The sequence below is a fragment of the Kosakonia sp. YIM B13588 genome (assembly GCF_042788165.1).
In the GTDB taxonomy this organism is placed as follows: Bacteria; Pseudomonadota; Gammaproteobacteria; order Enterobacterales; family Enterobacteriaceae; genus Kosakonia; species Kosakonia sacchari.
This window is the reverse complement of the sequence record NZ_JBHZPO010000002.1, coordinates 67,938-81,579: the sequence shown is the minus strand read 5'-3', so window position 1 is coordinate 81,579 and position 13,642 is coordinate 67,938. Positions and strand designations below refer to the sequence as shown.

Genomic DNA, 13,642 nt, shown 5'->3' with positions numbered 1-13,642 from the left:
CCCTCTCAAACGTTGCTTACATGTCGCGGCCGTTGCTGCGAATCAGCTGTTGCAGCCAGCGATAGCTCTTTTTCGGTACGCGTTTTAAATCTTTCAGGTCGTGGTTTTCGCGGTTGACGTACACCACGCCGTAGCGCTTACGCATATCGCCCTGGGAACTGAGAATGTCGATCAAACCCCAGCCGAGGTAGCCCAACACCTGTGCGCCGTCCTCAAAGATGGCGTCCTGCATCGCCTGGATATGGTCGCGGTGATAAGCAATGCGGTAATCGTCCTCGATCCGGTTAACGCCGTCCCACTCTTCAATCACGCCGATACCGTTTTCAATCGGGAACACTGGCAAGCGCCAGTCGTTGTAATAGCGGGTGATAATGGCGCGGAAACCGAGCGGATCGATTTGCCAGCCCCATTCGGTCGCGTCGAGATACGGGTTCGCTTTATCGCCCTGTTGCAGGAAATAATTGACCGGTGTTCCCGGCGCAATGGCATCGCTATCGAGGGTTTTGCTGGCGTAGTAGCTAAACGCCATAAAGTCGTTTTTGACCCGCGCGATTTCCGCCAAATCTTCATCGCGGTAGATATCGTGGAAACCTTCCCTTTCCACCACCGCCAGTACTTCCGGGCTGTAACCCTGCCCGGCATAGACTCGCAGCAAGTTCTGATTGAGGAATTCGTCATATTGCATGGCGCAAAACACATCGCGTGGTTTGCAGGTCGCCGGATAAACCAACTGGTGCGCCAGCATGCCGCCCATTAATTTTCCGGGCTGGGTAGCGTGCAGATAATGGGTCAGTAGCACATGCGCCATCATCACATGGTGCTGAATCTGATAAAGCTCGCGCAGGGTTTTCTCGCCTTGCAGATAGCCACCAACCTGAAACGCGCCTGGCATGTGGTAAATATTCTGCTCGTTAAACGTCAGCCAGTACTTCACCCGGCTGCCAAAGCAGTCGATCATCTTTTTCCCGTAGCGCACAAAAGCGTCCTGCACGCGCCGGTCGGCAAAACCGTTGTACTGCTCGGCCAACGCCAGCGGCATATCAAAGTGGTACAGGCAGATCATCGGCTCAATGCCGCGCGCCAGCAGATCGTCGATAAAGCGGTCATAAAAGGCGATGCCCTCGTCGTTGAACTCGCCATCGCCCTGCGGGCAAACCCGGCTCCAGGAAATCTGGAAGCGGTAGCAGTTCATGCCCAGATCCTGCATCAGGTCGAAATCTTCCTCATAGCGGTGGTAGGAATCAGTGGCGACTTTCCAGTCAGAGGCAAATTCGCTGGCTTCGCGAATATCGTAGACCGACATCCCTTTCCCGCCCTCGTTCCACGCACCTTCGGTCTGCATGCTGGATACGGAGTTACCCCATAAAAAACCGTTCGGTAACGTTTTGCTCATCTCGCTTCTCCATGACTAGTCATTTTTAAGATATGACTAGTCATATAGATAACGGCGAAAAAATGGGCAAAAGGGACGATGTGATTTTGTGACGCTATTCGAAAGAAAAGAAAAACGCGACGGGGTGAGCGTCGCGTTTGAGAAGAAGGATAATTACTGTTGTTTTAACTGGTTACGGCGATATTCTCCCTGCCGCTCAAACATCCAGCCGGGATACTCACGCGGCAGTGCGCTCACCGCATCCAGTTGTTGCAGTTCGTCATCGCTGAGGCGGATCGCCGTTGCCGCAATGTTATCGTCCAGTTGTTCCGCGCGTTTCGCGCCAATAATCACGCTGCTGACCACCGGTTGATGCAGCAGCCAGGCCAGCGCGATTTGCGCCACAGAAACTCCTTTGCTATCGGCAATGGTGCGCATAACGTCCACGCAATCAAAGGCGCGGTCTTTATTCACCGGCGGGAAATCAAACGCCAGGCGGCGTCCACCGGCTTCCGCCTGACCGTCGCGGCCATATTTACCGCTCAGCAAGCCACCCGCCAGCGGGCTCCAGACCATCAGCCCCACGCCTTCGCTCTGCATCATCGGCACCAGTTCACGTTCCAGATCGCGACCAGCGATGGTGTAGTAAGCCTGTAGCGAGGCAAAGCGCGCCAGCCCAAGGCGCTCCGAAATTCCCAGCGCTTTGGCGATTTGCCACGCCGCCCAGTTAGAGACGCCGATATAGCGCACATGCCCGTGCTGAACGAGGTTATCCAGCGCGTAAAGCGTCTCCTCAATGGGTGTGGCCGGGTCAAAGCCGTGTAACTGGTAGAGATCAATATGATCCAGTTGCATGCGCTTGAGGCTCTCTTTCACGCTATTCATGATGTGATAGCGCGAACTGCCGCGCGAGTTCACCCCGGCGGTGCCGGTTTCGCCAAACACTTTGGTGGCGACGATGACGTTTTCTCGCGGCACTTTCAGGTTTTTTAGCGCCTGGCCGGTGATCTCCTCCGAACGCCCGTCGGAATAGACGTTCGCGGTATCGATAAAGTTAATGCCGGCATCCAGCGCGCTGCCGACCAGTTGCTCGGCTTGCGCCTGTTGCAACTGGCCGATTTTGCTCCACATGCTCTCGCTGTCGTCACCGCCAAATGTCATGGTGCCGAGGCACAGTTCAGAAACAAACAGTCCGGTATTGCCCAGTTTTTTGTAGCGCATGATGGCGTCTCCTCATCTGTTTAGTTGACGCAGACAGTTATACGCAATCCTCTGCGGCGGCGAATGTGAGGATCCTGCCTGTTTCTTGCCCAATTCTCTGATTATCCGCGCGGCGCATCACCGAACACTTTGTAATCAGGGAGTTGTACATTCTGATACGGTTCCCAACCGCCGCCGAGCGCTTTATACAACGCCACCAGATCGAGGCTACTTTGCACCCGCGCCTGCTCACGCTGCTGGCTGGCCTGCGCCAGCTGGCGCTGGGCATCCAGCACATCGATAAAGCTGGCAATTCCCTGACGATAGCTGTCGGTGGCAAGTGAGAAGGCGTTTTGCAGTGCACTGAGCGTTTTATCCAGCCCCGCTTCCCGCTGTTGATCGGCACGGTAACTGACCAGCGCATTTTCCACATCACCCAGTGCGCTGAGCACCGTCTGGCGGTAGTTCAGCACCGCCGCGCCCTGCTCTGCGCGCGCCAGCTTGACGCTCGATACCAGCCGCCCGCCCTGGAAAATGGGAATCGAAATCTGCGGGCCGAAGCTATAAAAATGGCTGCTCCAGTCGGTAAGCCAGTTGGTTTCGCTGTTGCGCAGACCAAACTGGCCGCTCAATGACAAGCTGGGGAACAACTGCGCAACCGAAACGCCAATCTGTGCCGTCGCTGCATGCAGGCTGGCCTCCGCTTCGCGTACGTCCGGACGACGACGCGCCAGCGTCGAGGGAATTCCGGTGGGCACAATGCCCGGCAGCGCGGGTAATGGTTGCGCATTGCGCAATTCGCTATCCAGCGCACCAGGCGGTTTACCGAGCAGGATCGCTAACGCGTTCATCGCCTGGCGCTCCTGCGCTTCATATTGCGGGAGTTGCGCTTCCAGATTGCCGACCTGCGCGCGGGCATTTTCCACATCCAGTTGAGGTGAAAGGCCGCCTTTTTGTCGGTTTTCGGTCAGCGTAAATGTCTGCTGCGCGCTGTCGATTTGTGTTTTCAGTGTGCTGATGATGTTCTGCGCACCGCGCAGTTGCAACCACGCGCGCGCCACTTCGGCTTCCAGCGACACCAGCGCATCGTTACGTTGTTCAATTGCCTGCTGCTGCTGCGCGGACGCCGCTTCTACCTGGCGTCGCACTTTGCCCCACAGATCCAGCTCCCACTGGGCGTCAAAACTGCCCTGATAGAGATTCACCGGTTGGGTAAGTGCCCCGAGGGCTCCGCTGATCGCCGGGTCGGCGTCCTGCAACTGGCCTTCGACGTTATGGGATTTCAGCTCGCCTTCAATACCCAGCTGCTGGCGAGTCGCTTTCAGCGAACCGTTAACCGCTGGCAGAAACGCGCCGCCCGCCTGGTTAATCTGCTCGCGCGCACCGGCAATGCGCAGGACGGTTTGCTGGAGCGAAAGATTATCTTTAATCGCCCGCTCAATCAGACTGTTCAACTGCGGCGACTGGAAGGTTGTCCACCAGCGCGGATTCACCGCCTGCGAAGAAGCCTGCGATTTAACCGCTTTATCACCCGGATCGTTCCAGCGCGCAGGGGTTTGCGGTTTGGGCGCCTGGTAATCCGGCCCGACAGCACAGCCTGCAAGCCACAGCGATAACAGGGTTACGGGAAAACGACACCACGTCATATTAATGTGCTCCTGCGCTACCTTCGCTTTTGATCGGCGAAAGCAATAAACAAAAGGGGATCAGCAACATCGCCACCAGGCTGAGCACGGTGAAAACGTCGATATAGGCCAGAAAACGCGACTGGGCGATCATCGCTTTGTACATCTGCCCGGTAGCACTGGTCAGCGGATCGCCGACCAGGCTGGTGAAATTACGGATCGCCTCGGCGGATTCACGCAGCGCCAGTTGGAATTGTTCATTGAAGGGAGAGGTATGCTCTGATAAGTGCGACATATGTGCCTGTGAGCGCTCGGTGATCGCCGCCGTTGACAGCGAAATACCAACCGATCCCGCCACGTTACGGAACATGGTAAACAGCGCCGCCGCATCGGCATTTAGCTGGCGCGGGATCGAGATAAAGGCGATGGTCGTCAACGGTACAAACAGGAAACCCAGCCCAATCGACTGCGCACTGCGAAACAGCATCAGCGTTTCAAAGTCGATATCCGGGGCCAGCGTGCGCGACCACCAGAATGAGGCCGCCAGGCAGAAAAAGCCGAAGGCGATGATCCAGCGGGTCTGCACCACCGGCATCAGTTTCAGCACCAGCGGAATGGTCAGCACAATCAACACCGCGCCGGGCGACAGCACCAGCCCGGACCAGGTGGCGGTATAGCCCAGATCCTGCTGCGCCAGTTGTGGGATCACCACCGAGCTGCCGTAGAGGATCATCGCCATGCCAGCCATCAGCAAGCTGGAAACCGTAAAGTTTTTATCCGCCATGCAACGCAAGTCGACCACCGGCTTTTTGGCATACAGCAGCCAGTAAATAGCCCCGACAATACCAATCGCAGTGAGGACGGCGAAAATGCGGGTGAAATCGGAGTTGAACCAGTCTTCATCTTCACCGCGATCGAGCATCACTTGCAGACAGCCCAGCCCCAGCGCAATCAGGCCAATGCCCGGCCAGTCGATAGACAATTTCTGCTTCGATTTGCGCTCCCAGGGCGGATCTTCCAGCAACTGGTAAATCGCCAGCACCGTAACAATCCCCACCGGAATATTGATAAAAAAGACCCAGCGCCAGGAGTAGTTATCGGTTATCCAGCCGCCCAGCGTTGGCCCCAGCACCGGGGCGACAATAATGGCGATAGAGGACAAACCAAAGGCTTTGCCGCGATCTTCCGGTTTGAAGTAATCCAGCAACACCGATTGCTGCGTGGGCTGCAAACCGCCGCCAAAAAAGCCCTGCAAAATACGAAACAGAATAATTTGCCAAAGCTCGGTGGCGATGCCGCACAGAAATGAACAGACGGTAAACATCACAATGCAGATCAGGAAAAACTGCTTGCGCCCGAAGGTACGGCTGAGAAAAGCGGAGATCGGCAGAACGATACCGTTCGCCACCAGGTAGCTGGTCAGCACCCATGTTGATTCGTCATAACTGGCAGAGAGCGATCCGGCGACGTGCGGCAGCGCCACGTTAACAATCGTGGTATCGAGGATCTCCATAAACACCGCAAGGGTGACGACCCACGCCACCGCCCACGGGTTACTGGCGGGTTTCCAGTTCTCGTGGCTGTGATCCGTCATTCCAGCGTCACCTTCGGTTCAACGGAAAGGCCTAACGGCAACGGTTTGTTGGGGTCCAGACCTTTATCGATAACGATTTTCACCGGTACGCGCTGGACGATTTTGACAAAGTTGCCGGTCGCATTTTCTGAAGGAAACGCGGCGAACTTCGACCCACTACCCTGCTGGATACTGTCGATATGCCCTTCCAGCTCCAGATCCGGCCACGCATCCACTTTGACGCTGACTTTATTCCCCGGACGCATACGCTCAAGCTGCGACTCTTTAAAGTTCGCCACTACCCACACATCCGGTGAGACCAGTGAAAACAACGCGGTGCCCGCCTGCACTAACGTACCGTTTTGCACATTGCGTTTGGTGATAAAGCCATCGAAAGGCGCACGCACTTCCGTCCAGGATAAATTCAGATTCGCGGTTTCCAGCTGCGCTTTTGCCTGCGCCACTTGCTGCTGGCGCGCTTCAACATTGGTTTCCTGCTGACGGATTTGCAACTGCACCTGGTTGGCGACTTCCAGCTGTGCCTGCGCGCTGGCAAGCTGTGCCTGCGCACTACGCAACTGGGCATTAGCGCTATCGATATTTTGCTGTGTGGTTGCACGTGGATCGACACCGCGCTGGCGACGGTAAGCGGCTTCGGCGTTCGCCAGATCGGCTTTTGCTTTCAGCACTTGCGCGCGCGCTTCGTCCCGCTGTGCGGGATATTGCACTTTTGATAAGTCCAGTTGCGCCTGCGCCTGGTGAAGCTGGGCGGTCGCCAGCCCCAGTTGCGCTTGCGCCTGATCGCGCTGCGCGGTGGCATCGCGCGGGTCAATAGTGACCAGCAAATCCCCTTTCTTGACGCGCTGATTATCTTTCACCCGCAACTCAGTGACATAACCTGCCACCTTTGGCGCAATCGTCACCGCGTCGCCATCGGTAAAGGCGTCGTCGGTGGTCTCTTCATTACGGGTTAAAAACCACCACACCAGCGCAACAATCACCATCACGCCGACAACAATGGCGAGGATAATCAGTGGCTTCTTTCCGGGGCGTTTACGTGGATTTTGGTTGTTATCGTCCTGAACATCGTCAGGATGCGTTGTGTTTTCTGCCATAGTTTCGCAACAGTCCTGTCAGGTAACGGCGCCAGGGATGCGCCGTTAACTAAAGTTAGGCGGTTGCTATACATTTGCCAGGATAAACTGACAAATCAGCACTATCTGAATAAGAGTAATCCGTATCCCACCAGCGCCGCCCACAGCAGCATCGGCATGGAATAAAGATGAAAGCGCCACCAGATGCGGCGATCGTTTGCCATACGCAGCGCGATAAGATTGGCCAGCGAACCGGGCAGCAAACCAAAGCCGCCAACGTTCACCGCCCATGCCAGCAGCGTATCCGGCGGCACATAATTGAGCAGCAAAATGGTCGCAGGCACGTTACTGATAAATTGCGACAGGCCAATGGCCGTCAACCACAAACCTGAAGGTGACAACTGGCTGGTGCTGTTCAACACCGAGTGCAGCGCAGGCAACTGAATCAGCAGGTGGACATCAATAAACATGGCGATAAAAACCAGCAACAGCGTCCAGTCCACGCTCAGCACTACCCGGCGCGCCAGTAGCAAGAACCCGATGGCGACAACTGCCAGCCCCCACAGCTCCTGTTTCAGCTCCAGCGCGGTAATAAAGATTAGGTAGAAACCGAGGCAGCTCCACACCAGACGCGGTTGCCAGTCCGGCGTTTGTACGCCGCTGTGGTAGTTAAGCGCTTTTTTCGGAAAACAGAACCAGCACACCACCAACAGCGTGACCATCATTGCCAGCGCCAGCGGCGCCATCTGCCAGATGAACGCCGGGAAAGAGAGACCAGAGCGTCCCCATATAAGAATATTTTGTGGGTTTCCTATAGGCGTTAATAACGATCCGGCATTGACCGCCAGCGCTTCAAAAATGATCAGCCGGTTAACCGGGATTTCGCACAGTTTCTTCAGCGTGATGGTCAGCGGCACCACAATAAACAGCGCCACATCATTGGTGAGAAATGTGGAGAGGAGCGCCGCCGCCAGCACCATAAACATCGCCAGCCGGCGCTGATGATGAAAACGGCGCACCATACGCCGCCCAATCACATCAAAATAACCGCTAAGCTCAACGCCTTTGGTCAGCAGCATCAACCCGCTGAGGGTAATAATGGTGTGCCAGTCAATCGCACCCGGCCAGGTTTTGGGCGCAAACGGGACAAAAAAGCACAGTGCAATACCAATAAGCAGTAACAGATGCAGGAAACGATCGCGCGCCAGGGCGCGCATGAGGGGCATAGTCATTCAGGCGGTTGCTCGTGTTGCAGAGTGAAGCGACGGAAACAGTCGAGCGTCTCCTGGCTAACGTGATGTTCCATACCTTCGGCGTCGCGGCGCGCAATCTCCGGGCTCACGCCCAGCACCAGCAGGAAGCTTTCAACGATTTGGTGCCGCTCGCGGCTCTCCTGCGCCAGCCTCTCACCTTCCGCAGTCAAAAAAACGCCGCGCCAGGGGATCTGTTCAATTAAGCCGACTGTCGCCAGTCTTTTTAACATTTTCGCAACCGTCGGTTGTGAAACGCCAAGGCGGGCAGCCATATCCACCTGGCGGGCTTCGCCCACTTCGCGGATCAAATCCGAAATCAGTTCAACATAGTCATCAATCAGCTCGCGACGATGCGCTTCACGCACCTGACGAAAGCCTTCAACGTGCTCTTCTACATTTACCAGCGTCACTTTTTTTATTGTTTGCTTACCTGCGCGACGGTTCATTGTGCTTCCTCTGAAGGTGTGACACCTGTGCAGCATCATATAAGAGAAGCGCCATTGTAAACCATCCGTGAATCAGCACAAAAAATTAACGTCTTAGCCATAGCTATAGAACATAGCCTGTGCTATATCTGTATGTAATGCGTTCACCCTTCATGGAACGAAGGGCCTGAAAATGGCAGGAGGTAACGATGAATGAGTTCAAGAGGTGTATGCGCGTGTTTAGTCACTCTCCCTTTAAAGTCCGTTTAATGCTGCTGAATATGTTGTCCGATATCATTACCGGCAAACCTCAGCAGGACTCCGACAAATCTTCTCACTAATGCGGCGTCGCGGTACGCCGCTTCATTTTTCTGTCACAATCCCCCGTCATACTGGCCAATTCGTCTAAAAATCAGCGTATTTTTGCTGGATTTGCAATCGTTCTCTCAAAACAACCGCTTAGCCCCTGTTGACCTTCGACGCGCCTCGCTCTATCTTTGCGCTGCCCTGCACAAATTGCGGCTCGCAGATGCGGACCCCCTCCCCTCTTCACACGCACTGTCCGGCAGGTTTTGACCCTTAACGCCAGGGTGAGCACATGGCGTTTTCATGACAGTAATCTATGAGCCTAATCCTTAAAGAATCCGTTGCCTTTCGCAGCCAGACGCTCAACCCGTGGACGGGTTTCTACTTTTTACAATCGATGTTGATTAACTTCGCTCTGGGTTATGAATTTAGCGTGATGTATGCGGTGCTTTTAACCTGCGCCCTGCTGGTTCTCTGGCGTCATGCGCCTCGCGCGCAAAAAACCGTTCTCGGGATTATCTCGCTGGTTGCCGCCTGTTATTTCCCTTTTGGCCGGGCATACGGCGCGCCGAACTTCAACACGCTGCTGGCGCTGCTGTCGACCAATATGGAAGAGTCGACGGAAATTCTGACGATCTTCCCGTGGTATCACTACGCTATTGGCGTATTCATTTTTGCGCTGGGCGTTATTTCGCTGCGCCGGCGGATTATCGTGCGTTCAACGCCATGGCTGAAATGGGACACGCTGGGCACGATTGTGTGCATCGCTTCCTATTTTATTGGCCCGGTGCAAAACCACTTCAAAGGTTACGAATTCAGGATCATTGATACCGGTGTTCCGGTGCTTCGTTTCGTGCGCGACGTGGCGTTTAACTACTATATCGTCAAAGAAGAACAGAAAAATATGGCCGCGCTCGCCAGTGTGAAAGACACCTGGACTGTGCTGGCGGTGAAACCGAAATACCATACTTACGTAGTGGTGATTGGCGAAAGTGCACGTCGTGACGCGCTGGGCGCCTTTGGCGGCCACTGGAACAATACCCCGTTTGCCAGCCAGGTAAACGGCACGCTGTTTACGGATTACATTTCCGCGAGCGGTTCAACACAAAAATCCCTTGGCCTGACGTTAAACCGCGTGGAGGGAGACAAACCGCAGTATCAGGATAATTTTGTTACGCTGGCTAACCGTGCCGGTTTCCAGACGTGGTGGTTTTCTAATCAGGGACAGATTGGCGAATACGACACGGCCATCGCCAGTATCGCTAAGCGTGCCGATGAAGTGCAGTTTTTGAAACGTGGTGACTTCGAAGCAGATAAAAATACGCGAGACGAGGATCTATTAAAACTCACCAACCAGGTGCTGAGCACAAAACGCACCCAGCCGCAGCTGATTGTATTGCATTTGATGGGCTCGCACCCGCAGGCCTGCGATCGCACCGGCGGCAAATACAACGAGTTTGTGCAGTCAAAAGAGACTTCCTGCTACCTCTACTCCATCACGCAGACCGATGATTTCCTTGGAAAAATGTATTCGCAGCTGGCCAATACCGGCGAAAGTTTCTCGATGGTTTACTTCTCGGATCACGGGCTGGCGATTAAAGAACGCGGAAAAGACGTGCAGTACCTGGCGCATGCCGATACTTTTCAACAGGACTTCCAGGTGCCGTTTATGGTGCTTTCCAGCGACGATACCAAACATCGGGTAATTAAAGCGCGCCGTTCAGCGAACGACTTTTTGAGCTTCTTTTCGCAGTGGACCGGGATTAGCGCAGAGCAGATTAAAAATCCTTACCGTTTTATGTCCGAGCAAAAAGCCGGGCCAGCGTACATTACCAACTTTAAGTTACAGAAAGTTGACTACAACCATCTCGGCACGGATCTCTTCGATACGCGCAGTAAGCGGTAATTTCTGAAGCAGATTGCAGGCAAAAAAAATCCGCCCAGTGGGCGGATTTTTTATTATCGCCGAAGCGATTAGAAGCGGTAACCAACGCCGGCAATCCAGGTGCCAACGTCTACGCTACGGATACGGCTCTGCTCATAGGAGAAGTCCAGAGCAACGTTTTCCATCGGGTTGAACTGCAGACCAGCACCGTAAGAGAAACCGTAGTCGCTGGTGTCAGACACTTTAGCGGTGTCTACAGTCTGCTGGAATTTACCGTAACCTACACCCACAACACCGTAGATGCTCGCCCAGTCGTTGATGCGGTAAGCCGGGCCTGCGGTGATGCCGTAGTACTGCGCTTTGTTATAAACGCTGCTTTCGGTGCGATCTTTTTCAGTGTAAGTAAAGGAACCGATAACACCCAGCGGGTTGTTGTCCTGCTCGTAGCGATATTTCAGGTTGAAACCGTTAGTTTTGTTAGCAATACCCTGAGCGTCGCTCTGAGCGTAACCGCCAGTTACGGTTGAAGTTGCTGCTACTGCGGAACCTGCAGAAACCGCCAGAAGTGCGGCCAGTGCTGAAAGACATGCAATTTTTTTCATAATCCACCTCAAATGTGCTTCAAGTAAATCCTACGTCCTACGCATTTAAATATATCAAAATTAGTTAAGAAACTCTTTGCGGGAATTGGGGTCTAAAGCGCCATTTGATGTAACAGAAAGTTTCCGCTACTGACCAACCCTTTCAAAAAAAAGCAGTTTTCCCACACAACGCACCATTATGCTGCGCATTTAATGGCACATTCATCCAGATAATTCTTAATTGGATAGGTTAATTAACCATCAGAGTGGCGCTATTCTACGGATTTTTCAGTTACTTTTTTTCAACAAACGCTCAACCAGCCGGGGGTAATTCAAGTAGACTGCCTCTTTTACTTTATTTGACAGAAATTGACGGGAGAAAGGATGCCTGCGCAGTCTCGTAAATTGCCGGTGTGGTTGCCGGTATTAATATTGCTTGTCGCGATGATGTCCATTCAGGGAGGCGCGTCGCTGGCGAAATCACTGTTTCCGATTGTTGGCGCACCCGGCGTCACCGCGCTGCGTCTCGCACTTGGCACCCTTATTTTGGTCGTAGTGTTCAAGCCCTGGCGTTTACATTTTACCCGTGAACAACGCCTGCCACTGCTGTTTTATGGCCTGTCGCTCGGCGCCATGAACTATATGTTCTATTTATCGATCCAGACGATACCGCTCGGCGTTGCGGTGGCGCTGGAATTTACCGGCCCGCTGGCGGTGGCGCTTTTCGCCTCACGCCGCCCGGTGGATTTCATCTGGGTGATCCTCGCGGTACTTGGCCTCTGGTATCTGCTGCCGCTGGGAGAAAATGTCTCACATGTTGATCTCACTGGCGCGGCGTTTGCCCTTGGTGCTGGCGCGTGCTGGGCAATCTATATCCTTTCCGGGCAGCGCGCCGGGGAAGAGCATGGCCCGGCAACAGTAGCGTTGGGTTCATTAATTGCGGCGGTAGTTTTTGTGCCGCTTGGCGCGTTCCAGGCGGGCGAAGTGCTGTGGCACTGGTCTGTTCTGCCGCTGGGGATCGCGGTGGCAATTTTATCCACCGCCCTGCCTTACTCGCTAGAGATGATCGCCCTGACGCGCTTACCGACTCGCACATTCGGCACTTTGATGAGTATGGAACCCGCGATGGCGGCAATTTCCGGCATGATCTTCCTCGGTGAAACGCTCACATTCCAGCAAGCGCTGGCGTTGGCGGCGATTATTATCGCGTCGATGGGCTCGACACTCACGCTGCGTCGGGAAGCGACAGTCAAAGAAATTGATATCGGCTAAATAACTATTATTTGGCATGAGATGCTTCTTATGCCAAATATTCTCCCAACATACGAGACATTATTTCTTACTTTTCCCAGCATCCTGCATTAAATAGAATCATTCGCATTCTAGAAATAATAAGTCATTAGAATTATCTTACATTTCATTTGATTAGTTGCGTTATCCTGAAATCCTTTCCTATATTTTATATTCGCTATCGAACTGATAGGTACAGCCAAGACTGGCAGCAAAAATCTGGTGCTATACTTAGTTTCGGTAATTTCCTGGGACACAAACATCAAGAGGATATGAGATTATGAGTACCGCTAAACTGGTTAAAACGAAAGCGTCTAATCTGCTTTATACCCGTAACGATGTATCGGATAGCGATAAAAAAGCGACCATCGAGCTGCTGAATCGCCAGGTGATCCAGTTTATTGACCTGTCTCTGATCACTAAACAGGCCCACTGGAATATGCGCGGTGCTAACTTCATTGCCGTACATGAAATGCTGGATGGCTTCCGTACCGCACTGGTAACCCACCTTGATACCATGGCAGAACGCGCCGTACAGCTGGGCGGTGTCGCACTCGGCACCACGCAGGTGATTAACAGCAAAACCGCGCTGAAAAGCTATCCGCTGGATATTCATAGCGTCCAGGATCACCTCAAAGAACTGGCCGATCGTTACGCGGTGGTCGCCAACGATGTACGTAAAGCGATTGGCGAAGCGAAAGACGAAGATACCGCTGATATCTTTACCGCCGCTTCCCGCGACCTGGATCAATTCTTGTGGTTCATTGAGTCCAACATTGAGTAATCCATAAGTTTTGCCTATACGCCCTGCGCATCCCGCGCAGGGTTTTGCACTATTACAGTGCGCCTTTTCTCCCCTCCCCACGCACAAAGTTACCACTTCGTAATTATCCCATCACAAAATTGTTAATAAGTGATTGTTTTTACCCCACGAACTGCGCTAAAAAAAAGCAAAACAGGCCATGTCGCCGGAATGCACCAAAGTAGTGACTCAAAATGGTGCATGCGGCTATTGTTGCTACACTTATTGTGCAACCG

The 13,642-nt window shown here is 53.7% G+C and carries 12 protein-coding genes; 4 read left to right on the top strand and 8 right to left on the bottom strand.

Going from position 1 to position 13,642, the window contains the following annotated elements; genetic code table 11:
- Window positions 1-16: 16 nt before the first annotated feature.
- From ACFX4U_RS06130 to mntR, 7 genes are all read right to left on the bottom strand, one after another.
- The gene (locus tag ACFX4U_RS06130; protein ID WP_313511221.1) at window positions 17-1,393 is read right to left on the bottom strand and encodes a glycoside hydrolase family 1 protein; all 1,377 of its coding nucleotides are present in this window, start codon (window positions 1,391-1,393) and stop codon (window positions 17-19) included.
- A gap of 153 nt (window positions 1,394-1,546) precedes the next feature.
- Complete coding sequence (locus tag ACFX4U_RS06125; RefSeq protein WP_313511220.1) at window positions 1,547-2,593, bottom strand: aldo/keto reductase; 1,047 nt, start codon at window positions 2,591-2,593, stop codon at window positions 1,547-1,549.
- 101 nt (window positions 2,594-2,694) lie between these two features.
- Window positions 2,695-4,218, bottom strand: coding sequence for an efflux transporter outer membrane subunit (locus ACFX4U_RS06120; RefSeq protein WP_313508738.1), 1,524 nt, complete (start codon window positions 4,216-4,218; stop codon window positions 2,695-2,697).
- 1 nt (window position 4,219) lies between these two features.
- Window positions 4,220-5,791 (bottom strand): DHA2 family efflux MFS transporter permease subunit, encoded by a 1,572-nt coding sequence (locus tag ACFX4U_RS06115; RefSeq protein WP_313508741.1) that lies wholly within the window; start codon window positions 5,789-5,791, stop codon window positions 4,220-4,222.
- The gene (locus ACFX4U_RS06110; RefSeq protein WP_313508744.1) at window positions 5,788-6,885 is read right to left on the bottom strand and encodes an HlyD family secretion protein; all 1,098 of its coding nucleotides are present in this window, start codon (window positions 6,883-6,885) and stop codon (window positions 5,788-5,790) included. Before ACFX4U_RS06110 ends, ACFX4U_RS06115 begins: the two co-directional genes overlap by 4 nt.
- Before the next feature lie 101 nt (window positions 6,886-6,986).
- Window positions 6,987-8,096 (bottom strand): anion transporter, encoded by a 1,110-nt coding sequence (locus ACFX4U_RS06105; RefSeq protein ID WP_313508747.1) that lies wholly within the window; start codon window positions 8,094-8,096, stop codon window positions 6,987-6,989.
- The gene (gene mntR, locus ACFX4U_RS06100) at window positions 8,093-8,563 is read right to left on the bottom strand and encodes a manganese-binding transcriptional regulator MntR (protein WP_175272631.1); all 471 of its coding nucleotides are present in this window, start codon (window positions 8,561-8,563) and stop codon (window positions 8,093-8,095) included. The genes ACFX4U_RS06105 and mntR overlap by 4 nt, the downstream gene beginning before the upstream one ends.
- 188 nt (window positions 8,564-8,751) lie before the next feature.
- On the opposite strand from mntR, the gene mntS reads away from it, so the two are divergent.
- Together mntS and ACFX4U_RS06090 are read left to right on the top strand one after the other, a co-directional pair.
- Complete coding sequence (gene mntS / locus ACFX4U_RS06095) at window positions 8,752-8,883, top strand: manganase accumulation protein MntS (protein ID WP_017456028.1); 132 nt, start codon at window positions 8,752-8,754, stop codon at window positions 8,881-8,883.
- 281 nt (window positions 8,884-9,164) lie between these two features.
- Window positions 9,165-10,754, top strand: a complete 1,590-nt coding sequence (locus tag ACFX4U_RS06090) for a phosphoethanolamine transferase (protein ID WP_313508751.1) — start codon at window positions 9,165-9,167, stop codon at window positions 10,752-10,754.
- A 68-nt stretch (window positions 10,755-10,822) separates the two neighbouring features.
- Here the strand turns inward: ACFX4U_RS06090 and ompX are convergent, their stop codons facing one another.
- On the bottom strand, window positions 10,823-11,335 hold the full coding sequence (gene ompX / locus ACFX4U_RS06085) for an outer membrane protein OmpX (protein WP_017456026.1): 513 nt from the start codon (window positions 11,333-11,335) through the stop codon (window positions 10,823-10,825).
- A 363-nt stretch (window positions 11,336-11,698) separates the two neighbouring features.
- Between ompX and rhtA the strand changes: the two genes are divergently transcribed.
- Both rhtA and dps read left to right on the top strand, forming a co-directional pair.
- Window positions 11,699-12,586: a threonine/homoserine exporter RhtA gene (rhtA, locus tag ACFX4U_RS06080; RefSeq protein WP_313508755.1), complete on the top strand. Its 888-nt coding sequence runs from the start codon at window positions 11,699-11,701 to the stop codon at window positions 12,584-12,586.
- 298 nt (window positions 12,587-12,884) lie between these two features.
- Complete coding sequence (gene dps / locus ACFX4U_RS06075; RefSeq protein WP_230352042.1) at window positions 12,885-13,388, top strand: DNA starvation/stationary phase protection protein Dps; 504 nt, start codon at window positions 12,885-12,887, stop codon at window positions 13,386-13,388.
- Window positions 13,389-13,642 lie beyond the last annotated feature (254 nt).